At 71.2% G+C, this 22,763-nt stretch carries 21 protein-coding genes; 11 read left to right on the top strand and 10 right to left on the bottom strand.

The features are described from left to right. Window positions 1-351: 351 nt before the first annotated feature. The 3 genes from OG842_RS07810 to OG842_RS07800 all read right to left on the bottom strand — a co-directional run bounded on the left by OG842_RS07810 (window position 352) and on the right by OG842_RS07800 (window position 3,797). Window positions 352-1,809 (bottom strand): catalase, encoded by a 1,458-nt coding sequence (locus OG842_RS07810; RefSeq protein WP_266728739.1) that lies wholly within the window; start codon window positions 1,807-1,809, stop codon window positions 352-354. A gap of 201 nt (window positions 1,810-2,010) precedes the next feature. Continuing rightward, window positions 2,011-2,910, bottom strand: coding sequence for a 2-hydroxy-3-oxopropionate reductase (locus OG842_RS07805; protein WP_266728737.1), 900 nt, complete (start codon window positions 2,908-2,910; stop codon window positions 2,011-2,013). A gap of 47 nt (window positions 2,911-2,957) precedes the next feature. Next, the gene (locus OG842_RS07800; protein ID WP_328512140.1) at window positions 2,958-3,797 is read right to left on the bottom strand and encodes a TIM barrel protein; all 840 of its coding nucleotides are present in this window, start codon (window positions 3,795-3,797) and stop codon (window positions 2,958-2,960) included. 224 nt (window positions 3,798-4,021) lie between these two features. On the opposite strand from OG842_RS07800, the gene OG842_RS07795 reads away from it, so the two are divergent. From OG842_RS07795 to OG842_RS07755, 9 genes are all read left to right on the top strand, one after another. Beyond that, window positions 4,022-5,296, top strand: a complete 1,275-nt coding sequence (locus OG842_RS07795; RefSeq protein ID WP_266728734.1) for a lactonase family protein — start codon at window positions 4,022-4,024, stop codon at window positions 5,294-5,296. 98 nt (window positions 5,297-5,394) lie between these two features. Beyond that, on the top strand, window positions 5,395-5,646 hold the full coding sequence (locus OG842_RS07790) for a thiamine-binding protein (protein WP_266728732.1): 252 nt from the start codon (window positions 5,395-5,397) through the stop codon (window positions 5,644-5,646). Next, window positions 5,643-6,020 (top strand): helix-turn-helix domain-containing protein, encoded by a 378-nt coding sequence (locus OG842_RS07785; RefSeq protein ID WP_266728730.1) that lies wholly within the window; start codon window positions 5,643-5,645, stop codon window positions 6,018-6,020. Before OG842_RS07790 ends, OG842_RS07785 begins: the two co-directional genes overlap by 4 nt. A 190-nt stretch (window positions 6,021-6,210) precedes the next feature. After that, a complete protein-coding gene (uraD, locus tag OG842_RS07780) occupies window positions 6,211-6,720 on the top strand; it encodes a 2-oxo-4-hydroxy-4-carboxy-5-ureidoimidazoline decarboxylase (protein ID WP_266728728.1) in 510 nt (169 codons plus the stop codon). A gap of 5 nt (window positions 6,721-6,725) precedes the next feature. Further along, the gene (uraH, locus tag OG842_RS07775) at window positions 6,726-7,118 is read left to right on the top strand and encodes a hydroxyisourate hydrolase (protein WP_266728726.1); all 393 of its coding nucleotides are present in this window, start codon (window positions 6,726-6,728) and stop codon (window positions 7,116-7,118) included. A gap of 5 nt (window positions 7,119-7,123) precedes the next feature. Next, the gene (gene pucL / locus OG842_RS07770) at window positions 7,124-8,071 is read left to right on the top strand and encodes a factor-independent urate hydroxylase (protein ID WP_266728724.1); all 948 of its coding nucleotides are present in this window, start codon (window positions 7,124-7,126) and stop codon (window positions 8,069-8,071) included. Between the two features lie 67 nt (window positions 8,072-8,138). Continuing rightward, window positions 8,139-9,533 carry a nucleobase:cation symporter-2 family protein gene (locus tag OG842_RS07765; protein ID WP_266728722.1) on the top strand — a complete coding sequence of 465 codons (1,395 nt, stop codon included), beginning with the start codon at window positions 8,139-8,141 and terminating at the stop codon, window positions 9,531-9,533. A gap of 42 nt (window positions 9,534-9,575) precedes the next feature. Beyond that, window positions 9,576-10,973: an 8-oxoguanine deaminase gene (locus tag OG842_RS07760; protein ID WP_266728720.1), complete on the top strand. Its 1,398-nt coding sequence runs from the start codon at window positions 9,576-9,578 to the stop codon at window positions 10,971-10,973. Window positions 10,974-11,368: 395 nt separating this feature from the next. Further along, window positions 11,369-12,718, top strand: coding sequence for a nucleobase:cation symporter-2 family protein (locus OG842_RS07755; RefSeq protein WP_266733471.1), 1,350 nt, complete (start codon window positions 11,369-11,371; stop codon window positions 12,716-12,718). A gap of 129 nt (window positions 12,719-12,847) precedes the next feature. Here OG842_RS07755 and OG842_RS07750 read toward each other — a convergent pair whose 3' ends face one another. Both OG842_RS07750 and OG842_RS07745 read right to left on the bottom strand, forming a co-directional pair. Continuing rightward, window positions 12,848-13,726, bottom strand: coding sequence for a chitosanase (locus tag OG842_RS07750; RefSeq protein ID WP_266728718.1), 879 nt, complete (start codon window positions 13,724-13,726; stop codon window positions 12,848-12,850). Window positions 13,727-13,923: 197 nt separating this feature from the next. Continuing rightward, window positions 13,924-14,232 carry an SH3 domain-containing protein gene (locus OG842_RS07745; RefSeq protein ID WP_266728716.1) on the bottom strand — a complete coding sequence of 103 codons (309 nt, stop codon included), beginning with the start codon at window positions 14,230-14,232 and terminating at the stop codon, window positions 13,924-13,926. A gap of 303 nt (window positions 14,233-14,535) precedes the next feature. Here OG842_RS07745 and OG842_RS07740 point away from each other — a divergent pair, with 303 nt between their 5' ends. Beyond that, entirely contained in the window at window positions 14,536-15,219 is a 684-nt protein-coding gene (locus OG842_RS07740) for an alpha/beta fold hydrolase (protein ID WP_266728714.1), read from the top strand. Between the two features lie 150 nt (window positions 15,220-15,369). Here OG842_RS07740 and OG842_RS07735 read toward each other — a convergent pair whose 3' ends face one another. Then, window positions 15,370-15,975 carry a TIGR03086 family metal-binding protein gene (locus OG842_RS07735; protein ID WP_266728713.1) on the bottom strand — a complete coding sequence of 202 codons (606 nt, stop codon included), beginning with the start codon at window positions 15,973-15,975 and terminating at the stop codon, window positions 15,370-15,372. Between the two features lie 29 nt (window positions 15,976-16,004). Further along, entirely contained in the window at window positions 16,005-17,066 is a 1,062-nt protein-coding gene (locus OG842_RS07730) for an amidohydrolase family protein (protein ID WP_266728712.1), read from the bottom strand. A 161-nt stretch (window positions 17,067-17,227) separates the two neighbouring features. Between OG842_RS07730 and OG842_RS07725 the strand changes: the two genes are divergently transcribed. Next, the gene (locus OG842_RS07725) at window positions 17,228-18,211 is read left to right on the top strand and encodes a fibronectin type III domain-containing protein (protein WP_266728710.1); all 984 of its coding nucleotides are present in this window, start codon (window positions 17,228-17,230) and stop codon (window positions 18,209-18,211) included. Window positions 18,212-18,254: 43 nt separating this feature from the next. On the opposite strand, the gene OG842_RS07720 is transcribed toward OG842_RS07725, so the two are convergent. The 3 genes from OG842_RS07720 to OG842_RS07710 are packed head-to-tail and all read right to left on the bottom strand — an operon-like array spanning window position 18,255 to window position 22,511. Beyond that, the gene (locus OG842_RS07720; protein ID WP_266728709.1) at window positions 18,255-19,466 is read right to left on the bottom strand and encodes a vWA domain-containing protein; all 1,212 of its coding nucleotides are present in this window, start codon (window positions 19,464-19,466) and stop codon (window positions 18,255-18,257) included. Between the two features lie 13 nt (window positions 19,467-19,479). After that, on the bottom strand, window positions 19,480-20,718 hold the full coding sequence (locus tag OG842_RS07715) for a sigma 54-interacting transcriptional regulator (RefSeq protein WP_401875980.1): 1,239 nt from the start codon (window positions 20,716-20,718) through the stop codon (window positions 19,480-19,482). Between the two features lie 56 nt (window positions 20,719-20,774). Continuing rightward, entirely contained in the window at window positions 20,775-22,511 is a 1,737-nt protein-coding gene (locus OG842_RS07710; RefSeq protein WP_266728708.1) for an ankyrin repeat domain-containing protein, read from the bottom strand. Between the last annotated feature and the right edge of the window lie 252 nt (window positions 22,512-22,763).

Below are 22,763 nucleotides of genomic sequence, written 5' to 3'. Positions count from 1 at the left end.
TGCGGCCGGGGCCCCAGGGCCGGGGTCGGGGGTCGGGACGGGGGCTTGGGACCGGGGCGGGAGCGGAGCAGGGGATCGGCGCACCGCCTGCGCACGCACGAAGAAGGGCGCGGAGTACGGGACCGTATCCGTACTCCGCGCCCTGGCACGGGAAACACAACACAACACAACAGGGGCCGCGGCGGCGGCGATCGGGCCGGGAGGGTTCGTCCTCTTCAGGTCAGAGAACGAGGAGGCATCCCGGCCCTCACCACCGCACTGGCATCGCACGACCGCCGCGGCCTCGTCCTGCCCGCGCCGCGTGACACCCCTCATCCGGGTACGCGGCGCGAGCAGGGCTCGGTGGGAGGCTCAGTCCTCGTGCAGGGCGCGGACCGCCTCCTCCACGCGCTTGCCGTAGTCGGCGTCGGCGGCGTGGAAGTGGGCGAGGTTCTTCTCGATCACGTCGTCGCGGGTCACCTGGGAAAGGCCCCCGGCGATGTTCGCGACCAGACGGCCCTTCTCGTCCTCGGACATGAGCCGGTACAGCTCACCCGCCTGGAAGAAGTCGTCGTCCTTGGTGTGGGCGGGCGCCGCGTGGGTGCCGGTCCAGCCGTGGATGGCGAGCGGGGCGGAGAGCGCCGCGTCGGTCTGGGCCGGGCCCGCGTACGAGTTGGGCTCGTAGTTCTTGTCGTGGCGGGCGCCGTTGCGGGTGGCGTGCAGCCCGTCGCGGCCGTAGTTGTCGACGACCGCGGTGCGCGGCGCGTTCACCGGGAGCTGGGTGTGGTTGACGCCCAGCCGGTAGCGGTGAGCGTCCGCGTAGGCGAACAGCCGGCCCTGCAGCATCTTGTCCGGCGAGGGGCCGATGCCGGGCACGAAGTTGTTCGGGGAGAACGCGGCCTGCTCGACCTCGGCGAAGACGTTGTCCGGGTTGCGGTCCAGCACCAGCCGGCCCACCCGCTGGAGCGGGTAGTCGCTGTGCGGCCACACCTTGGTCAGGTCGAACGGGTTGAAGCGGTAGTCCGCGGCCTCGGCGGCCGGCATGACCTGCACGTACAGCGTCCAGGACGGGTTCGTGCCGCGCTCGATGGCCTGGAGCAGGTCCGTCTGGTGCGAGCTGTTGTCCTTGCCCGCGAGCTCGGCGGCCTGCTCGCTGGAGAGGGACCGCACACCCTGGTTCGTCTTGAAGTGGTACTTGACGAAGAAGGCCTCGCCCGCGGCGTTCGTCCACTGGTACGTGTGCGAGCCGTAGCCGTTCATGTGACGGTACGAGGCGGGGATGCCGCGGTCGCCCATCAGCCAGGTGACCTGGTGCGTGGCCTCGGGCGCGTGGGCCCAGAAGTCCCAGACGTTGTCCGGCTCCTGACGGCCCGTGAACGGGTCGCGCTTCTGCGAGTGGATGAAGTCGGGGAACTTGATCGGGTCCTTGATGAAGAACACCGGGGTGTTGTTGCCGACCAGGTCGTAATTGCCCTCGTCCGTGTAGAACTTGAGGGCGAAGCCGCGCGGGTCGCGCACCGCGTCCGCGCCGCCCAGCGAGTCGGCGACGGTGGAGAAGCGGATGAACGTCTCGGTGCGCTTGCCGACGGCGGAGAGGAAGTCGGCGCGGGTGAAGCCGGTGACGTCATCGGTCACCTCGAAGTAGCCGTAGGCGCCGGAGCCACGGGCGTGGACCACGCGCTCCGGGATGCGCTCCCGGTTGAAGCGGGCCAGCTTCTCCAGCAGGTGCTGGTCCTGGAGGAGGATCGGGCCACCGACACCGGCGGTGGCGGAGTTCTGGTTGTCGGCGACCGGGGCGCCTGACTCGGTCGTAAGCACACGCTGCGTCATGGTGTCGGGGCGACCTTCCGTACGGGAGCTGCTGAACTGCGACGGCTCGGGGGCTCCAGGAGCGTAAGTACGCCCCGAACCCGGCGTCAACAGTTTGTTGAATTTGATGAGTGGTGTTCCGGACGGCGCCGACGCCTGGGCGCGACAGGACAGGTGTCAGCGCCGACGCCGTCCGGAAGTCTCTGGGGTGTGCCGGGCCGGTCAGGCCTGGACGGGCTGCCCCGACAGGCGCTCGACCGAGCGCAGCAGTGCCGAGTGGTCCAGGCCGCCGTCGCCCTGCGCGCGCAGCGAGGCGACGAGCTGGGCGACCACGGCGCCGACGGGCAGCGCGGCACCGACATTGCGGGCGGCGTCCGTGACGATGCCCATGTCCTTGTGGTGCAGGTCGATCCGGAAGCCCGGCGCGAAGTCGCGCTTGAGGAAGTTGTCCTTCTTGCGGGTCAGGACGGTCGAGCCGGCCAGGCCGCCGTTGAGCACGTCCAGCGCGGCGGAGAGGTCGACGCCGGACTTCTCCAGGAAGACGACTGCCTCGGCGCACGCCTGGATGTTGACCGCGACGATCAGCTGGTTGGCGGCCTTCACCGTCTGGCCGGAGCCGTGCGGACCGCACAGCACGATGGTCTTGCCGAGCGCCTGGAGGATGGGCTGGGCCGCGTCGAAGTCGGCCTGCTCGCCGCCGACCATGATCGACAGCACCGCCTCGACGGCACCGGCCTCGCCGCCGGAGACCGGGGCGTCGATCACCCGGATGCCCTTGTCCTTCGCGTTCTTCGCGAGGTCCACGGAGGTCTGCGGGGTGATCGACGACATGTCGATCAGCAGCGCGCCGGACTTCGCGTTCTCCAGGATGCCGTCGGCGCCGTAGGCGATGGCCTCGACCTGCGGGGAGGCGGGCACCATCGTGATGACGACATCGGCGTCCCGGACCGCCTCGGCGATCGAGCCGGCGCCGGAGCCGCCGGCCGCGACCAGCCGGTCGATCTTGTCCTGCTCCAGGGTGTAACCGGTGACGTCGTACCCGGCCTTGATCAGGTTCTCGGACATGGGGGAGCCCATGATGCCGAGTCCGATCCACGCAACCTTGGGGAGGTTGTTGCTCATGATGGTGCCTTCCGATAAGCGTGTGTACGAGGGGGAGTTCGCTGCCCTCAGCGGGCTGCCCGCGCGGTGGCCGGGAGCCACTCGAAGGCCTCGGCGCTCGGCCGGTCGCCCGGCTTGTACTCCAGGCCGACCCAGCCGTCGTAACCGGCCTTCGTCAGCTCGTCGAGGAGCTGCTCCAGCGGGAGCGAGCCGGTGCCGGGCGCGCCGCGCCCCGGGTTGTCGGCGATCTGGACGTGGCCGGTCTTCGCGGCGTGATCCGCGATGACCTGGCTGAGGTCCTCGCCGTTCATCGACAGGTGGTACAGGTCCAGCAGGAACTTGGCGTTCCCGAGACCGGTCGCCGCGTTGACCTTGTCGACGATCTCGATCGCGGCCGGTGCGCTCACCAGGGGGTAGCGCGGCGACTCCGGCTTGTTGAGGGTCTCGATCAGGAGTACCGCCCCGATCCGGTCGGCCGCACGGGCGGCGACCACCAGGTTCTCCAGGGCGAGTTCGTCCTGCACGGCCGGGTCCACGCCGTCGACGCGGTTGCCGTACAGCGCGTTGAGTGCCTTGCAGCCGACCGAGGCGGCGAAGTCGGCCGCCACGTCGATATTGGCGCGGAAGCGGTCCGACTCCGTGCCCGGCACGGAGAGCGCGCCGCGGTCGGGGCCGGGCAGCTGTCCGGCATAGAAGTTCAGTCCCACCAACTGCGTGCCCGCGTCGTCGAGCGCCTTCTTGAGGGCGTCGAGCTCGGCCTGCGGAGGGGTGGGGGTCTCGATCCAGGGCCACCACAGCTCGACCGCCGTGAAGCCGGCCGCGGCGGCGGCCGCGGGACGCTCCAGGAGCGGGAGTTCCGTGAAGAGGATCGAAAGGTTCACATCGAAGCGCTGGTCCGGGTAGCCCATGAGGGTTCGGCGCTCCTTCCGTATTGCGGAAGTTAGTTTCTACGTAACGGAAGATTGCCCGGAGCTGCGGAAGCTGTCAAGGGGGTGCCCGGAATTCGGTCCCGGGTCTTTCGCGCCGGTTGCGCAAGGTGGGACCCCAATTGCGCCGGTTGCCGATGAGCTCCGGGGCGGGCCAGGGTTGCTGGTGCCACCCATGCAGCCCGACCCCACACGAGGTGCCTCGCATGAACCACGCCACCAGCCGGCGCACCGTCCTCGGAGCGCTCGTCGCGGGCGCGGCCCTGTCGGTGGCTCCCGCGCCGCCCCGCTCCCCGGGGCCCGCGCCGGATCCCGCGGCCGCCGTCGGCCCGCGCCCGCGCACCACCCCGCGGCTGCTCATCGGCACGTACACCTCGGCCGAGGGCGGCGGCACCGGAATCGGGACGGCCGGCTACGACGCCGTCACCGGGGCCATCACCGCCGGTCCCGTGATCACGGGCGTGGCCGACCCCTCGTACCTGGCCATGCACCCCTCGGGTGCCACCGTCTACGCGGTCGACGAACAGGACCGGGGCAGCGTGAGCGCCATCGCCCTGTCGCCGGACGGCGGCCACCGGGTGCTCGGAACGCGCGGTACGGGCGGGGCCGGGCCCACCCATCTGTCCGTCCACCCCACCGGAAGGTGGCTGCTCACCGCGAACTACACCTCGGGCAGCGTCGCGGTGCACCCCATCGGGGGCGACGGATCGCTGGGGGAGCGTACCGACCTGGTCGCCCACACCGGCCCGCCGCCCGGCCCCGGCCAGGACGGACCGCACGCCCACCAGATCATCACCACCCCCGACGGCGGCCACGTCCTCGCCGTGGACCTCGGCAACGACACCGTGTACACGTACCGGCTGGACGAGCGGCGCGGCACGCTCGACGAGGTCTCCCGCGCGACGCTGCGCCCCGGCGCCGGACCCCGGCACCTCACGTTCCACCCCGGTGGCCGCCACGCCTACCTGGCCTGCGAGGTCGACAACACCGCCGTCGTCTGCGGCTACGACCCCGTCACCGGCACCCTCTCCCCGGGCGCCCCGCAGCCCACCGGGACCGGTGCGGGCGCTCTGTGGAAACCCTCCGCGGACGGCAACCACCCACGCCCCCGGCCCACGCCGGCCACGGACCGGGGCGACGCCGGCACCAGCTACCCGGCGCAGTTCCTGGTCACCGCCGACGGCCGGTTCGCCTACCTCGCCAACCGGGGGCACAACAGCATCGCGCGCTACGCCGTCGAGCAGGACGGGGCCGCGCTCCGGCTGCTCGACACCGTGCCCGTCGGCGGCGACTTCCCCCGGCACACCGCCTTCTCGCCCGACGGGAAGCTGCTCTTCGCGGCCAACCAGAGGTCCAGCACGGTGACGGTCTTCCGGGTCGGCGCCCGCGACGGCTCCCTGACCCGCACGGGTGAGGCGTTCACCGCCCCGGTCGCCGTCTGCGTACTGCCCTGCCCGGACCCGCGCCCGGCCGGGCACTGAGGCCCGTCCGATCTCCCCACGGCCCGACCCGGGTCCGTTAGGGTCGGGCCCGAGCCGCGGGCTTCACAGCGACGCGGCGAACGCATGAGGGAGGCACAGTGCGCTTGAGAGTGGAGTTCACCACCGAGCCCTTCGATCTCGACGAGGCGCCCGCCCACGCGGTCGTGGCCCGCGAGGTCATCCAGTCGGCCGACCTGGACGCAGTGGACGTCGGCCCCTTCGGCAATACGGCGGAGGGCGGGGCGGACGAAGTGCTGGCCGCGGTGGACTCGCTGCTGCGCCGCGCCCTGGCATCGGGTGCCACCCGGGTGTCCCTCCAGGTGAACGTGGTCGGAGAGGAGTCCAAGTGACCGAACCGGCCGATCACCCGCTCGTCACCGCGGTCAAGCCGCTCGTCGACGCCATGGGCGCCGAGCTGCTCGGACCCGGGCAGGCCCAGCCCGACGATGTCGTACTGGCCTGGGAGGGCGAGGACGTCATAGCCGTCCGGCTGCCACAGCTCTCGGAGTCCCTCGATCACATCCTGGTCGCCATGGAGCGCCGGCACGGCATGCCGCTCGCCGACCTGGACCGCAGGACCAAACAGTCGGTGGTGCGGACCCTGGAGGCACGTGGTGCCTTCTCGGTACGGCACGGCGTGGAGACGGTGGCAGGAGCGCTGGGGGTCAGCCGCTTCACCGTCTACAACTACCTGAACAGGGAAAATGCCGCCAAAGGCGAGTAGTTGAGGCGGTAGGTGAGCGAAGGCCGCACAAGACCGCGGAGGGCCGTCGTCCGGAGCACCGGGCGACGGCTTTTTGCGTTCGCATAATTTCAACAAAGTGTTGACGTGATGTTGCGGAGGGCGTTAGCTATCCGCAGCCCGACCGACGCGAAGCGAAAAACGCACAGCGAAAACAGCCACGGAGGCTCCCGTGACTTCGAGCTCCACACCGGGCCTCGCCCGGTTCAACACCCTGGCGGACGACGAGGCCACCACCGCGTTGCACGAGGTGTGCGCCAGCGCGGCATGGGGAAGAGCGATCCTCTCCCGACGCCCGTACACCACCGCGGAAGCCCTCCTCAGTTCCAGCGATGCCGCCACGGCCGCGCTGACCACTCAGGATCTGGCCGACGCGATGGCCGGTCACCCGCCGATCGGCCGCCCGAAGCCCGGGGACCCGACCTCCTCCCGCGAACAGCGGGGTATGGCCGGCGCCACCGAGGAACTCAAGGCCGAGATGCTCGAACTGAACCTGGCCTACCAGGAGCGGTTCGGACATGTCTTCCTGATCTGCGCCACCGGAGCCACCGGCGAGCAGATGCGCGACGCGGTGAAGTCCCGGATCGGGAACTCGCCCGAGCAGGAGCGCGGAAACGTGCGCACCGAGCTGGGCAAGATCAACCGCATCCGGCTTACCCGTCTCGTAACCGAAGGAGAGTGACGGTCTTGAGCACCGACACCACCGCATCGGTGTCCACCCACATCCTGGACACCAGCATCGGCCGCCCCGCCGCGGCCGTCGCCATCACGCTCGCAGCCCGCAGCGGCAGCGACGCACCTTGGACGGCACTCGGCGGATCCGCGACCGACGCGGACGGGCGATGCAAGGACCTGCCGGCGCTGCCGGAGGGCACCACCCATGTACGTCTCGACTTCGAGACCGAGGCGTACTTCGCAGCCAAGAAGCAAGCCGAGGCGCAGCAGGACGCCCCCCGCGTAAGGGACAGCGGTGCCTTCTTCCCGGAAGTGGCGATCACCTTCGCCGTCGTACCGGGCGAGCACTACCACGTACCGCTGCTGCTCAACCCGTTCGGCTACTCCGTTTACCGAGGGAGCTAGCAGACATGCCCACGATTCTCGGCCAGAACCAGTACGGCAAAGCAGAGAACCGCGTCGTCAAGATCACGAGAGACGGCGACACCCACCACATCAAGGACCTGAACGTCTCCGTCGCTCTCTCCGGCGATCTGGACGACGTCCACTACAACGGTTCGAACGCCAACTGCCTTCCGACGGACACCACGAAGAACACCTGCTTCGCGTTCGCCAAGGAATACGGCATCGAGTCGGCCGAGCAGTACGGCATCCACCTCGCCCGGCACTTCGTGGACAGCCAGCCCTCGATCCACCGCGCGCGCATCCGCATCGAGGAGTACGCCTGGGAGCGCATCGCCGGCTCCGACGGCAACTCCAGGTTCATCGGCGCCGACGAGGTCCAGCACTCCTTCGTACGCAAGGGCCAGGAGACCCGCCTCGCGCAGATCACGTACTCCGCCGAAGGCGACGGGGAGGGGAAGTTCGAAGTCCTGTCCGGGCTCAAGGACCTGACCGTGATGAACTCCACGAACTCCGAGTTCTGGGGCTTCATCAAGGACAAGTACACGACGCTCCAGGAGGACTACGACCGCATCCTCGCCACCTCCCTGTCGACGTGGTGGCGGCACAACTGGATCTCCGACGAGCAGCGCATGCCGCAGTGGGAGAAGTCCTACGAGCAGGCCAAGAAGCACATCCTGCAGGCGTTCGTGGAGACGTACTCGCTCTCGCTCCAGCAGACGCTGTACCAGATGGGTTCGCGGGTCATCAACAGCCGGAGCGAGATCGACGAGATCCGCTTCTCCGCGCCCAACAAGCACCACTTCCGGCAGGACCTCTCCGCCTTCGGCCTGGAGAACGAAGCCAAGGACGGCGCCGTGTACTACGCCGCCGACCGCCCCTACGGCCTGATCGAGGCCACCATCCTTCGCGACGGCTGCGAGCCGCACATCCCGGTCGACATGACCAACCTCTGACGCGGGGCGCGCATCCCCGCCGGCCGCGGTCGGCGGGGATGCGCCACACCGGAGGGAACAGCTAGCCATGGCAACGCCTGCAAAAGGGCCGGCAGAAGGCCCGTGTTCCACCCGGCCGGAAGGACCCGAGGTCCACCCGGTCGACCAGAAGCTCCACCCCTCGCGGCTCGTGCCCGCCGCGCTCCAGCACATCGCCGCCATGTACGCGGGAGTGGTCACGCCCCCGCTCATCATCGGCCAGGCCGTCCGCCTCGACACCGCGGGCCAGACCCGGCTCATCGCCGCGAGCCTGCTCATCGCAGGTGTGGCCACCCTCCTGCAGACCCTCGGCGTCAAGGGCTTCGTCGGCAACCGGCTGCCCTTCGTCAACGCCGCCTCCTCGGCCGGAATCGCGCCGATGCTCGCCATCGCCGAGACCAACGCCAAGGGGGACCAGCTCCCCGCCATCTACGGTGCGGTGATGGTCGCCGGCGTCTTCTGTCTCGCCATCGGACCCTTCTTCGGCAAGCTTCTGCGCTTCTTCCCGCCGCTGGTCACAGGCGTCGTCATCACGCTCATCGGGGTGACCCTGATGCCGGTGCCGGTCGCCTGGGCGCAGGGCGGCGACAAGACCGCCGCCGACTTCGGCGACATGAAGTACCTGGCACTCGCCGCCTTCACGCTCGTGGTCATCCTGCTCATCCAGCGCTTCGGCCGCGGCTTCGTCAAGCAAGTGGCCCTGCTTCTCGGTCTGTTGATCGGAACCGTGGCCGCGATCCCGTTCGGCATGGCGGACTTCGGAGCGCTCCGCTCCGCCCCGGTCGCCGCGCTGCCGACGCCCTTCGCGTTCGGCGCGCCCGAGTTCCAGCCCGCCGCGATCATCTCGCTCTGCCTGGTGACGCTCGTCCTGATGACGGAGTCCAGCGCCGGAATGCTCGCCATCGGCGAGATCTGCGACCGCGAGACCGACGGCAGGACCATCACCCGGGGTTTGCGCACCGACGGCATCGCCACCCTCCTCGGCCCCGTCTTCGGCGGCTTCCCCACCTCCGCCTTCGCCCAGAACGTCGGCGTCGTCTCCCTGACCAAGGTGCGCAGCCGCTACGTCGTCGCCGCCGCGGGAGGCGCGCTCCTGGTCCTCGGTGTGTTCCCGGTGCTCGGCGCGGTGGTCTCCACGGTGCCGATGCCGGTCCTCGGCGGCGCCGGCATCGTCCTGTTCGGCTCGATCGCGGTGAGCGGCATCCGTACCCTCTCCGAGGCCGGACTCGACGACAGCTCCAACATCATCCTGGTCGCCGTGGCGCTCGGCGCGGGCATCATCCCGCTCGCCGCGCCCGAGTTCTACGCCGGATTCCCGTCCTGGGCGCAGACCGTACTGGGCTCCGGCATCAGCGCCGGAGCACTCGTCGCGGTCCTGCTCAACCTGTTCTTCCACCATCTCGGCACCCACGGCCGCACGGCCGTGGCACTCAAATCCTCCTAGGGTCCTGCCGTGCCCACACCGCCGGAAAGAGAAGGAAGCACCATGGCAGCATCGGCAGCCCCTGACCATGTGGAACGCATCGTCATCGAGAACTGTTCGATCGCGACCGTCGACGCCGACGACACCGAGTACGCCTCGGGCCATGTCGTCGTCGCGGGCGACCGCATCGAGTCCGTCGGCGCCGGCCGGGCCCCCGAGAACCTGGCCGACGTCGTACGCCGCATCGACGGCACCGGGCACCTGGTCACCCCCGGCCTGATCAACACGCACCACCACTTCTACCAGTGGATCACCCGCGGCCTCGCCACCGACCACAACCTGTTCGACTGGCTGGTCGCGCTGTATCCGACCTGGGCGCGCATCGACGAACAGATGGCCCGCGTCGCGGCACAGGGCTCGCTCGCGATGATGGCCCGAGGCGGCGTCACCACCGCCATGGACCACCACTACGTGTACCCGAAGGGCTCCGGCGACCTGTCCGGCGCCATCATCGGAGCCGCCCGTGACATGGGCGTACGGTTCACCCTCGCCCGCGGGTCCATGGACCGCAGCGTCAAGGACGGCGGCCTGCCGCCGGACTTCGCGGTCGAGACCCTCGACGGCGCGCTCGCCGCCACCGAGGAGACCGTCCGCACGCACCACGACGCCTCCTTCGGGGCGATGACCCAGGTGGCCGTCGCGCCCTGCTCCCCCTTCTCCGTCTCCACCGAACTCATGAAGCAGGGCGCCGAGCTGGCGCGCCGCCTCGGAGTCAGGCTGCACACCCACGGCAGCGAGACGGTCGAGGAGGAGAAGTTCTGCCACGAGCTGTTCGGCATGGGCCCGACCGACTACTTCGAGTCGACCGGCTGGCTCGGCGAGGACGTGTGGATGGCGCACTGCGTCCACATGAACGACTCCGACATCGCCGCCTTCGCCCGTACGGGCACGGGTGTCGCGCACTGTCCGTCGTCCAACGCACGCCTCGCCGCGGGCATCGCCCGCGTCCCGGACATGCTGAGGGCCGGCGTACCCGTCGGCCTCGGCGTGGACGGCACGGCGTCCAACGAGTCCGGCGAACTGCACACCGAGCTGCGCAACGCGCTGCTCATCAACCGGCTCGGCGCCCACCGCGAGGCCGCCCTGAACGCCCGCCAGGCGCTCAGGCTCGGCACCGCCGGCGGGGCCAGGGTCCTGGGGCGCGCCGCCGAGATCGGCTCCCTGGAACCCGGCAAGCTCGCCGACCTGGTCCTCTGGAAGATCGACGGCATCGGGCACTCCTCGATCGCCGACCCGGTGACCGCCATCGTCTTCGGCGCGGCGGCCCCGGTCACGCTCTCCCTTGTGGGCGGAAAGCCGGTCGTCGAGGACGGACGGCTGTTGCACGCCGACGAGGACGCCATCGCCCGCGATGCGCGTCAGGAGGCGCAGCGCCTCGCGCGGATCGCCGCCGGGGGCTAGGAGGTGGCCGCCTTATCTCCGCGACGCCGCGGAGATAAGGCGGCCACCCCCACCCAATGAACTCCGGTCGGGGGGGACGGCCCCCGACCGGACTTGAGCAGCCGAGCGGGCTGCTCAAGTGCCGCCCCGAGCCGTGGCCCAAAGCATCACGGTCTCGGGGCGGTCAGCACTACCTGGGCGCAGTAACCACAACCGAATACTGGCAAGTCCTTGCACGACGCACCACCTCCCTGAAGCGAGTGCCGCCCAGGCACTGGAAAACAACCGGAGGAGCCGCAGTGGCCACCAAGCCCAGGTTCACCAAGCAAGGCACCACCCCCGACGAGGAAACCGAGGGGCGGACCGAAAACCCGTCAGGCAAGCATCCGGTCGACGAGAAGCTGCCGCCGCTGAAGATGGCGACCACCGGCCTCCAGCACGTCGCCGCCATGTACGCCGGCGTCGTCGCGCCGCCGCTGATCGTGGGCGCGGCCGTGGGCCTGTCGTCCAAGGAACTCACCTTCCTGACCGGTGCCTGTCTCTTCACCGCGGGCCTCGCCACCTTCCTCCAGACGCTCGGCATCTGGAAGATCGGCGCCCGGCTGCCGTTCGTCAACGGCGTCACCTTCGCCGGCGTCGCCCCGATGATCGCGGTCGTCAACTCGACCGACGACAAGAAGGACGCGCTCCCCGTCATTTTCGGGGCGGTGATAGTGGCCGGCGTCCTCGGGTTCATAGCAGCGCCCTTCTTCAGCAAGCTGGTGCGCTTCTTCCCGCCCGTCGTGACCGGCACGGTCATCACCCTCATCGGCGTCTCGCTGATGCCGGTCGCCTTCGGCTGGGCCCAGGGGCCCAACCCGGCGGCGAAGGACTACGGCTCGACGACCTACCTCGCCCTCGCGGGCATCACCCTCGTCGTCGTTCTCCTGCTGCGGCGCTTCACCACCGGCTTCGTGAAGCAGATCGCCGTACTCCTCGGCCTGATCATCGGCACCCTCATAGCGATCCCGTTCGGCGTCACGGACTTCAGTCCGATCGGCGACGCGGCGATCATCGGCTTCCCCACGCCGTTCCACTTCGGCGCCCCGCAGTTCGCCGCCGCGGCGATCGTCTCGCTGTGCGTCGTCATGGTCGTCTCGATGACCGAGTCCACGGCCGACATGCTGGCACTCGGTGAGATCGTGGAGCGCCCGGCCGACGAGAAGACCATCGCGGCCGGCCTGCGCGCCGACACGCTCGGCTCGGCGATCAGCCCGATCTTCAACGGCTTCATGTGCAGCGCGTTCGCCCAGAACATCGGCCTCGTCGCGATGACGAAGATCCGCAGCCGGTACGTCGTCGCAACGGGCGGTGGCTTCCTCGTCCTCATGGGGCTGTGCCCGATGGCGGCCTCGCTGATCGCGGTCGTGCCGCGGCCCGTCCTCGGTGGCGCGGGCGTGGTGCTCTTCGGTTCGGTCGCGGCGAGCGGCATCCAGACCCTGGTCAAGGCCAACCTGGAGAAGGACAACAACGTCCTGATCGTGGCCGTGTCCCTGGCCGTCGGCCTCATCCCGATCGCCGCTCCGGAGTTCTACCACTCGTTCCCGGAGACCGCGAAGATCATCCTGGACTCGGGAATCTCGACCGGCTGTGTGGCGGCCGTGATCCTGAATCTCCTGTTCAACCACATCGGCGGCGGCCGCGACGCGGACGTCGTGACGGCACCGATGGAACCGGGCGACGAGATCGCGTCCACCCGCGCCGGCTCCGCCCCGGCACTGCACTGACCACGCGCGTGTGAAGCGGCGGCCGTCCGTGATACGGAGGCCGCTTCACGCCGGGCGACCCGGACGGCCGGTCCCGCATGAGCCGCAGCGCGACGCGGCGGGACCGGCCTCGGCGTTCCATCACTCGGGTCAGCCGATGTGGAAGCTGTCGCCGTACACCTTCCAGTCGAGCGGCGGGTCCAGGTTCAGGTTGCCCTTCTTCAGGAAGACCCGCTGGGCGGTGTCCACCCGGCTGGTGTCCTCGTGGGCCTCCTCCTGCTTCATCGCCCAGACGCGGGCGTCGAGGAAGGCGCCCAGGTACGTGACCTCGTCGCCGCCCTGGGACGGCGGCTTCGCCTTCGAGAGGGCCCGCTTGCGGATGGAGCCGAAGCTGGTGCTGTCGCCGCCGTCGCCGTGCATGACGATGGCGTCGTAGTACGCGAACTGGCCCAGCGTGCCGATGCCGTCGGCCTTGCCCTGCTTGACGGCCGGCTTGAAGTACACCCGGTCCCGCTCGTCGTTCTGCGCCTGCTGGAACGCCGGGTCGGCGGCGGCCTTCACCCAGTCCTTGGTGAAGTTCGGGTCGAGACCGCTGTGCGAGGGGGTGCCGTTGACCTTCCGCAGCGCGGGGAGGTACTTCGCCAGTACGTTGCCGGGCTTGCGCTCGGTGTACAGCTCGACGAGGTCGAGCATGTCGCCGGTGCCGGAGCAGAAGCCGATGATGCCCGCGGTGTAGCCGCGGTCGTCGTCGATGTCCTCGATGTACTTGTACTGGGACTTCCAGTCGAGCGAGGAGTTCTCGGCGCTGGAGACCAGTTTCATGGCGATCTCCTTCTTCGCCGGATCGTCCAGCCCGGTCGCGGCGACGGCCCTGGGGGCCGCTGCCGTCGGCTTGCCGGCAGCCTGGTGCGAAGGGGCACCGGCGTAGGCGGCGACGGGAATGGCCGTGAGGGCCAGTCCGACCGCGATGACCGTGATACGCACGGAGCGGGTGTTGAGACGTGCGGCGCGCTTAGGGGGAGCGTGCACCAGTCCTCCAAGGGGAGCTCTTCGTTCCGACGGTCTGTTAGGAAGCTTTCCTATCAGGGTGCGGGGTGGTCGTACACCCCTTCGGCGCCGGGGAGTTGAGAAGTTCTCCCGGAACGCGGGAGGCCCCGCACCGCGCCGGAGGCGCGATGCGGGGCCGAGGTGCAGGTCGGCGGTTGGACCGAGGTGGCGCGGCGGCCTCAGCAGTCGAGGTAGGCCACGTGGATCCAGACGCCCGTCGGGCCGCCCCACAGGTTACCCATGACCCAGTCGCCCTGCTTGCCGCGGGCGTCGAGGTTCTGGCCCCGGTTCACCTGGCCCAGGACCGGGTACTCGCTGCCCGGCCCGCCGCGGAAGTTCACCCCGTTGTCGTTGACGGTGCAGACCGCGGCCGGTGCCTTCACGGCCTGCACGGCGTTGGAGCTCGGCGCGGCCTGGGCGGCGGGGCTCACGGCCAGCCCGAGGCCGGCGGTCAGCGCCATCGCGGCCAGCATCAACTTCTTCGTCATGTGGTTCTCTCCTCCGTACTCCGGCCCACGTCGGCGCGAGCCGTCGATCAGCCCAACGGAGCCGCCGACCGGCCGGTCACGGGTCGGGTCCGATCTTCGGGCAGGAATGAAGGCGCAGGTCATACGGCCTGCGCACCGGCGTGCGCAGGCATCGGGGCGGACGCTTCCCGCGCCCGTCGATCACGGGTTTGAGCGGCACCGGATCCGGAAACCTCCGCCGCACGCCCGCCACGCGCCCGCCGGTGGCGGCGACCGCGGAGGCGGCGGAACGATCCGCGCCCGTGCGCCTGTAGCGTCATGGGTATGGAAGATCAGTCTGTAGTGGATGTCGGCGACGTACGGCTCGCGTACCGGACCTGGGGCGACCCCTTCGGCTCGCCCGTGGTCCTGCTGCACGGCCTCGGCGGCTCCGCCGCGAGCTGGGAGGCGGCCGCCGCCCTGCTCGGCGAGGAATGGCGGGTGTACGCACTCGACCTGCGCGGCCACGGCGAGAGCGACTGGCCGGACGAGTACTCCTTGGAGCTGATGCGGGACGACGTCCTCGGCTTCCTGGACGAGTGCGAGCTCGACCGGGTCGGCCTGGTCGGCCACTCCATGGGCGGTGTCGTCGCCCATCTGCTCGCCCAGGAGCACGCGGACCGCGTGGAGCGGCTGGTACTGGTGGAGACTCCGCCGCCGTTCCCGAGCGGGCTGAAGCCGGCCGCCGAGCCGGAGGGGCCGGTGGACTGCGACCGGGCCGTCGTCGCTCCCATCCGGGCCGAGGTGGCCGACCCCGACCCCGAGTGGGCGGTCGGCCTCGGCGAGATCGTCGCGCCGACGCTGATGATCGCGGGCGGTCCGGAGTCCACCATGCCCCAGGGGCGCCTCCAGGAGATGGCCTCGCTGATCCCGGACTGCCGGCTGATCACGATCGGGGGCGGCCACCGGGTGCACGAGGTCCACCCCGACCAGGTCGCCCACCAGATCACGGAGTTCTTCACCAGCTGAGGACCGGCGCCCGGGGCAGGAGCACCGGGGCGGGAGCGGGGAACAGGACTCCGGGGCAACCGGGCGCCGCCTGCGGGTGTTGTCGGTGACCGGACCCGCGCGGGCCACGCCGCCCGAACCGCCGAGCGGCGCCCTCCTCCCGCGTACCGCTCAGTCGCCGGGCTTCCAGTCCGGGCGGCGGCCGCTCATCGCGATGGTCCGGTCGACGAGGGGCGCGTCGGCCGGGACCGGGACGGGCGGGCCGAAGATGCTTTCCGGCCGGGGGTTGTCGTCGCTGGGGGTCAGCATGGCCAGTGAGACGCGAAGGCTCGCCTCGTCCCCCTCGTAGTTCTGGCCGGTCGACCGGGCGAGGTCCCAGCCATGGATCACCAGCTCGTCCAGCGCCACCAGCAGCGCCACCTCGCCCGGCAGATCCACGCTGCCCGCCCTGGTCATCCCCTGCCGGGCGGCAGGATCGCGCCAGGCCGTCACCAGCTCGTCCAGCAGTGGCGGCAGCGTCTCGCGCCAGTCGTCACCGAGGACCGGAAGGCCCGCGTCCGGAGGGGTGTCGGTCGTCGGGCCGAAGTCCTTTCGCGCCGCGTCGCGGAACGCCGTGCTCAGCCCGGCCACATGGGCGAGCAGCTCGCGCACGGCATGGTCCGGGCAGGGGGTCGGGCCGTCCAGCTGCTGATCGTCGATGCCGTCGAGCAGGGCGACGATCTGCCGCGCGGCGGGCTCCAGGTCGATCGTGGGAGTCGTCTTCGTGTGCGTGTCCATACAGTGCTGACTCCTCCGTCGCCCGGAACTCATCGCACGACGCGTCCGCGGAGCACGATCCGGCTCGGATGGTTCAGCGCACCGGGGTCGAGCGTCGGATCGGTGGCGTACGCGACGACATCGGCGGGTGCGCCGTCCACCAGGCCCGGCAGCCCGAGCCAGGCCCGCGCCGTCCAGGACGCGGCGCCGAGTGCGGCGTGGGCGGGGAGGCCCGCCCGTACCAGCCATTCCATCTCGCCCGCGACCGTTCCGCACGGGAAGGAGTCCGTCCCGGCCAGCACCGTCACCCCCGCTTCGTGGGCCGCGCGCACATTGTCGAGCATGGTGTCCCAGCCGGCCAGCCACAGATCACGGCGCGCGCTCGGCTCCCGTGCCCGCATCGCGTCCTCCTTCGCACCGAACACGCTCAGCGTCGGCACGAACGCCGTTCTCTGCGCGGCCATCCGGTCCAGCAGGGCGGGGTCGAGATGCATCCCGTGCTCCAGGCTGTCGGCGCCCGCCAGTACGGCGTTGCGGGTGCCCTCGGCGGTCTGGCAGTGCACGGCCACCCTGCCGCCCGCCGCGTGCACCAGCGCCACCACCGACCTCAACAGCGGCAGTGGCATGGCCGGTTCGTCGGCGGCCCAGTCACCGATGACCTTGCACCACCCGCCCGAAGCCGCCGCCTCCTCCACGGCCGCCCGCGCCAACTCGTCCTCGCTCACATCGCGTCCGAAGCCGGGGAAGAACCGTCCGGGTGTGGCCAGCCACCGTCCCGCCGACGTCACATGAGGCAGCTCCGGGTCCTTCGCCACCCATGCGGGCATCCGCTGCGAGGTGCCGGGGGTGCGCACCGCGAGCACTCCGGCGTCCCGGTGCTCGCCCAACTGCCTGCGCAGCAAATCCTCGTCGAACGGCGAGCCCGGTTCCAGCGCACCCGGATGCGTATGCACATCGACGAGACCGGGCAGCAGCCAGCCGCCGTCGACGACCGTCTCCGCGTCCCGCCCGGCGAGCCCGCCGGGCGGAGGGCCCGCGCGGAGCACCTCGCCGTCGATCCAGAACGTGCGTTCCTCGCGTTCGGGCAGCACAACCCCCCGTATGCACAACATGATCAGACCGTACGCCACATCGGGGGCCGGCCGCCGGACGACCGACGCGCGCAGGCCGCCCGTACACATCGCCACATTGCGGAAGCTTCCGCTCCACCCTCTTGTCGCAGACCCCCGCGCCATGCGATACAGGTCTGGACCATTGCTTCCGGACGGAAGGCATGACCGTGCAACGCCCCCACGCAACCGCCGCGTCGGCCTGCTCCGCCGCCCTGCTCCTCGCCGCGCTCAGCGCCTGTGACTCCGCTTCCCGGGCCGACACCGTCGAGCCGACGGTGCCGGGCCATGTGACGGCGCAGGCGAGCAGCGCCACCTCCGTGCACGTCATGTGGGAGCGGGCCTCCGACGACACGGCGGTCACCGGCTACGAGGTCTACCGCGAGGGCGAGCGGGTCGAATCGGTCCCGGCCGCCAAGGTGATGACCGACGTGGACGGGCTGACCGCGTCGACCGCCTACACCTTCACCGTCCGCGCCCGCGACGCCGCCGGGAACCTCTCCGCGCCGAGCGCCGCCGCCCGCGCCACCACACCCGCCCCGACCCCCGCCGACCACGAACCGCCGACCCGCCCGGTGAAGCTGCGCGGAACGGTGGACGGCAGCCGGGCGGTGAACCTCTCCTGGGGAGGCTCGACGGACGATGTCGGAGTCACCTCGTACGACATCTATCAGGAGGACTCCCGGATCCACAGCGTGCCCGGCACCCGGACCACGGCACATCTGACCGGCCTGCGCCCCGGCACCGTCTACACCTTCACCGTCCGCGCCCGCGACGCCGCCGACACCTCCTCGCCGGACAGCAACGCCATCGACCTCACCACCGCCGCCGCCCCGGGCGCACCCGCGAGCACCGCCCCCACCGACCTGCGGATCAGCAACCGCGTCCAGGGCAAGGAGTACGCCATCGACCTGGACTGGAAGCAGCCGGAGACGGGCGGCGAGATCCCCGCGTACCAGCTCTTCATCGGGGGCCGCCTGACCACCACGATCGTCTGGGGCGCCACCCCGCCCAAGGGCCGGGCGAACTACCGCCTCACCGTCACGGACCCGCGCGGCACCCGCTACTCGATGAAGCTCCGCGCCAAGCTGCCCGACGGGAAGTGGGGCGACTTCTCCGCCCAGCGCACGGTCGTCCTCGGCGACTGAGCCCGCTGCGGGCTGTCCCGGGCCGGCGGGCGGCGGCATGACGTCACGGCCGGGCCCGGTCGGTGACGCGGACGGTCTCCACCCACCTCGGGGGCTGCGGGGCGTCCGGGCCGATCAGTGCCGCGACGAGCCGGCACGAGGGTGCCTCGTCCGGCCACGGCGTGCAGCCGTCGGTGAGCACGACGACGATGTCCGGGCGGTCCCGCGACGTGAGGGCGGCGGTGATGCCCACCCGCATGTCGGTGCCGCCGCCCCCGCCCAGGGTGATCTGCTCGGCGGCCGTCACCCTGGACACGCTGTGCACATCGGCGTCGCAGGCCAGCACGGTGACGCGGTTGCCCCGGATGCCCACCTCACGCAGTACCCCGGTGACCTCCGCGAGCGCCGAGCCGAGATCCTCGTCACCCATCGAACCCGAGGTGTCGATGACGACGGCGACCCGGGGCAGCGGCCGGCGCAGGCTGGGCAGCACCACGCCCCGGAGCGCCGCGCTGCGGCGGGACGGCCGGCGGTAGGTGTAGTCGACCGCCCCGGCGGCCCAGGCGGCGGCCTCCCGTACCGCGCCCGCGAGCGCCTGCCGCCAGTCCACCGTGGGCTCCAGGATCTGTTCCGCCCAGCGCTCCCAGCCCGCCGGGAGGCTGCCCCGGCCGCGCCGGTGGGCGCGCATGGCCGCCGCGGCGTGGCGTCGCAGTGCCTCGGCCTCCACCGGGCCGACGGGGTTCGGCCCGTCCGTTCCGGCCAGCTCCCACGGCGCCGGGCGGCCATGGGCGCCCGAACCGCAGTCGTGCGGGGGCGGGCCCGGCGGTAGACGGGGGAGATACGTCTCGAAGAGCTGCCCGGTCGGCAGGCCGAAGAGCCGCGGCTCCATCCTTCCGGCCGGCAACGGCAGTCCGTCGGCGATGAGGTCGTCGTTGATCTCGCAGTCCTGGGCGACATTGACGCGGTGCGGGTCGCGCTGGTCGGCGGCGGGCAGCCGTTCGGCCCGCCCGTGATGGTCGCGCAGCAGATGCGCCACCTCGTGCAGCCACACCGCCGCGAGTTCCGCCACCGGTGTCCCCTCGACGAAGGCGGGCGACACGTAGCAGCGCCAGTGCCGGTCCACGCCCATCGTCGGCACCCCGGTGCTCGCCACCACGGAGAGCGCGTACAGCGCCGAGGCCAGATAGGGCCGGTCGGTCGCCGCCCGGTAGCGGGCGGCGAGCAGCTTGGTGAGGTCCAACTGGAGCCGCTCCGGGGCGGTTTCCGGTTCCGGCACCGGTCTGTCCGCCTCAGCCGCTCTGCGGGAGGGCGCCGGACAGCTGCAGCAGTTCCACGAAGGCGTCGATTCCTTCCGGAACCGGCCAGTCGGGGTCCCGCATCGTCGCCAGATCCACGGCCGCCCTGGCCGCCACATCGGGCACACCCGCGTCGACGGCCTTCGCCAGCACCGCCCAGCCCGCTTCCCAGCGAGGCCTGGTGAGATCGCCCTGAACGGCTGCGACGACCGCGATGAGGAAGGCCAGCTGCCGGTCTCCGCGCCCGGGCAGGGCGAAGGCGTCGGGGTTCGCCAGTACGCGGTCGGGGTCGGGCAGGTCGAGATTCTCCAGGTAGGACAGCAGCTCGATGCCCGCGCCGTCCCCGACCGCCCCGGTCAGCGCGGCGGCCACCGCCTCCCGCCCGGTGCCCGTCGCGTACCCGGTGGCGAGCAGCCGCAGCGCCATGTCCCAGCTCCGCGGGGACGGCCAGGCCCGGCCCCGGCTCTCCGCCTCGGCCGGAATGTGATGGACGAGGCCCGGCCGTGCGGTCAGGAATCCGGAGATCGCGCCGCGGGCCCGCGCCGCCGCCCCCGGAACCCTGGCGGCATCGACGACCGGCACCGCCACCTCGGGCCACGTACCGGCCATGCCCCGCGCGACGGTGCGCGGATCGTGTGTCCACTGGAGGTGCACGAAACGGTTGGCGAGCGGTGGGCTGAGGTGCCAGCCGTCCGCCGCGCTCGACGGCGGGTTCGCCGCCGCCACGATGCGTACGGACTCCGGCAACGTCAGGCTGCCCACCCGTCGTTCGAGCACCACGCGCAGCAGCGCCGCCTGCACGGCCGGGGGAGCGGAGGACAGCTCGTCGAAGAACAGCAGTCCCCGGCCCGCGCGCGCGAGCCGGACCGCCCAGTCCGGCGGGGCCATCGGGACCCCGGTCACGGCCGGATCGTCACCGACGACCGGCAGCCCGGCGAAGTCGGACGGTTCGTGCACACTGGCGATCACCGTCTCCAGCGTGAGGCCGAGGCCGGCGGCGAGCTGCTCCATGCCGGCCGACTTGCCGATCCCCGGCTCGCCCCAGAGCAGCACGGGCTGATTGGCCGTCACCGCCAGTGCCAGCGCCTCCAGTTGAGGGCTGGCGGCGGCTTCGGTCCGCGAGGTCCGCAGCCTGCGGTTCAGCTCGTCGGCGGCGTCCAGCGGTCCCGGCGCGTCGGCCGGGCGCGGCGGTACGTGGGGCTGTCCCGGCCTGCCGGGGGCGATGGTGCTCACCCGTCCTCATCCTCTTCGTTCTCCTCGGCGGCATTCTTCTTCTCCCACTCGTACCATCAGTCGGCACCGAGGCCCGGATGCTCGTTCTCCACCCGTTCCCTGAGGAAGTCCAGGTCCGTCCGCCGGTACTTGCGGATCAGCTGGTCCAGCGAGAGTCCCGCCCGGTCGACGACGTCGATCCGTGCCCCGGCCCCGATCAGCGCAGTCACGAGTTCCGCCGGACCGCCCTCGGCGACCGCCACGCGGAGCGGGGTGCGGTTCTGGTGGTCCACGGCCTCCAGATCGAGACCGGCCGCCAGGAGCCGGGGGAGCAGGGGCTCGTGGTCGAGGAGGTTCAGCACATGGAGCAGGGTTCGCCGTCCGCCGTCCCGTACGCGCGGGTCCATCCCGGCGTCCAGGAGCTCCAGGACCCCCGGGGTGTCCCCGTGCTGGGCGCGCAGAAAGAGATCCCGGAGTTGCGCCCGCAGGGCCTTGGGCAGCCGGCCGATCCCGGAGGTGGCAGAGTGCTCCACGGCGAAGCAGCCGGTGACCGCACCGCCGAAGGCCCGCAGCGCGTTCTCGCGCTGTCGCTCCTGGGGGCTGTGCGGGGAGTCGAGCCGCCCGTCGCGGAAGGCGACCTGGTGCCACTCGCCGCGGCACCTGACCCGTACCGGCGCGGGCGGCGTCGGCGGCCCCGCCGTCGTGTCGAGGCCGGGAAACAGGGCCTCGGCGACCAGCGGATGCAACTGACCGGGAGTCACATCACCGGCCCGCAGCAGTTCGAGGTCCGGCAGCCGCTGCCAGAACGCCGGGGGCAGGCGGGCCACGTCCCCGACCGCTTCCCGCTCGACCACTCTGATCCGCGGCCTTCTGTCGCCGCCCCGGCCCGTGAAGTCCAGCAGGGCGCAGCCACGCCACTTGTCGCCGGTCTCAAGGAGCGTCACCGGGTACAGGTCCGCGAGCCGTCCGGCCTCCGCCGCCAGCCCCGGTACATCGAGCCCCAGCCGGGCCAGGATCGTCTCCGGTGTCGTCCGGAGCCGCGACGGCGTCTGAGGGGCGGCCGCGTCGAAATCGATGCCCACCGCCGCCAGGGACTTCGCCACCCGGCCCCGCCGGTACAGCAGCGTCGCCCACTCGGCGCGGGCCACCGGGTCACCGGCGCCCGGATCCGCGACGGGCAGTTCGTCCGCCCCGCGTGGTGTGCCGTCGGCGTGGAGGAACGGCAACCGGTCGCCGCCGCCGGCGCGTACGCGCAGTTCGCCGGTACGGCGCGCGTCCCACAGGTACCGGCAGGCATGCCAGTCCAGGACGCCCAGGGAGCGGGTACGGGGTGTCGAGCCGTGTCGCACCGCCCCGAACCGGAGCGAGATCCGCTGCGGTCCCTCGACCAACGAGGGCGTGCGCAGATACAGGTACGGAGCCGTCGCCCCGGGCACGTCCGCCGTGACGCCGTAGCCCGCCAGGACCACGGTCAGGTCGGTGACGAGCGTCGAGCGCCCGTCCACTCCCCGCGGCAGGTACTGGCGCACCAGGTCCGGTACCAGACCGAGGAGATCGTCACGGAGCGCCGCGGCCACGTCCGGACCGTACTGCGCGGAGACCTGCGGCAGGTCGAACGCCACATCGAACCGGGCCGCCGCGCAGGCCCCCTGCCAATCCCCGGCCGCACGTCGTTCGGTGGACGCCTCGATCATCCACCGGGGCACCGCGTACCGGTGGGCCTGCAGTCGGCTCGCCCTTTCCTGCGGGTCGAGGAAGGCCGTCACCGCGTCGGTTCCCATGTTCTGCGCCCGCTCGGGACGGACCGGCGCCATCGTCTCTCCTCCACGAAAAGGTGGCAGGACCGGCCGGATCGAAACCGGCGTTCTCCGGCCTGGCGCCAAGGGCTGTCCCGTAGGGCGCGACGGCCGCCGCCTCTGCGCTCCAGCCTGCCGCGATTGATCCTATCCGTGGCGGTCCCACCATCGCGCACCACTGCCGCCGTTGAGGAATGGTCTGAACCTCTTGACGGGTTGGTCCAGACCATTTAGTTTCCCCTGTGCTCCATGGAACGAAGGAATCCCGCT

The organism is Streptomyces sp. NBC_00376 (genome assembly GCF_036077095.1).
Taxonomy (GTDB): domain Bacteria; phylum Actinomycetota; class Actinomycetes; order Streptomycetales; family Streptomycetaceae; genus Streptomyces.
Note: the sequence above shows the minus strand (reverse complement) of the source record. Positions and strands in the feature narration are given on the sequence as shown.

Bases quoted from the DNA above. Each gene is read 5' to 3' on its own strand.
- OG842_RS07810 (WP_266728739.1), bottom strand. From the start codon at position 1,809: ATGACGCAGCGTGTGCTTACGACCGAGTCAGGCGCCCCGGTCGCCGAC.
- OG842_RS07805 (WP_266728737.1), bottom strand. From the start codon at position 2,910: ATGAGCAACAACCTCCCCAAGGTTGCGTGGATCGGACTCGGCATCATG.
- OG842_RS07800 (WP_328512140.1), bottom strand. From the start codon at position 3,797: ATGGGCTACCCGGACCAGCGCTTCGATGTGAACCTTTCGATCCTCTTC.
- OG842_RS07795 (WP_266728734.1), top strand. From the start codon at position 4,022: ATGAACCACGCCACCAGCCGGCGCACCGTCCTCGGAGCGCTCGTCGCG.
- pucL (WP_266728724.1), top strand. From the start codon at position 7,124: ATGCCCACGATTCTCGGCCAGAACCAGTACGGCAAAGCAGAGAACCGC.
- OG842_RS07765 (WP_266728722.1), top strand. From the start codon at position 8,139: ATGGCAACGCCTGCAAAAGGGCCGGCAGAAGGCCCGTGTTCCACCCGG.
- OG842_RS07760 (WP_266728720.1), top strand. From the start codon at position 9,576: ATGGCAGCATCGGCAGCCCCTGACCATGTGGAACGCATCGTCATCGAG.
- OG842_RS07755 (WP_266733471.1), top strand. From the start codon at position 11,369: ATGGCGACCACCGGCCTCCAGCACGTCGCCGCCATGTACGCCGGCGTC.
- OG842_RS07745 (WP_266728716.1), bottom strand. From the start codon at position 14,232: ATGACGAAGAAGTTGATGCTGGCCGCGATGGCGCTGACCGCCGGCCTC.
- OG842_RS07740 (WP_266728714.1), top strand. From the start codon at position 14,536: ATGGAAGATCAGTCTGTAGTGGATGTCGGCGACGTACGGCTCGCGTAC.
- OG842_RS07735 (WP_266728713.1), bottom strand. From the start codon at position 15,975: ATGGACACGCACACGAAGACGACTCCCACGATCGACCTGGAGCCCGCC.
- OG842_RS07730 (WP_266728712.1), bottom strand. From the start codon at position 17,066: ATGTTGTGCATACGGGGGGTTGTGCTGCCCGAACGCGAGGAACGCACG.
- OG842_RS07725 (WP_266728710.1), top strand. From the start codon at position 17,228: ATGACCGTGCAACGCCCCCACGCAACCGCCGCGTCGGCCTGCTCCGCC.
- OG842_RS07710 (WP_266728708.1), bottom strand. From the start codon at position 22,511: ATGGCGCCGGTCCGTCCCGAGCGGGCGCAGAACATGGGAACCGACGCG.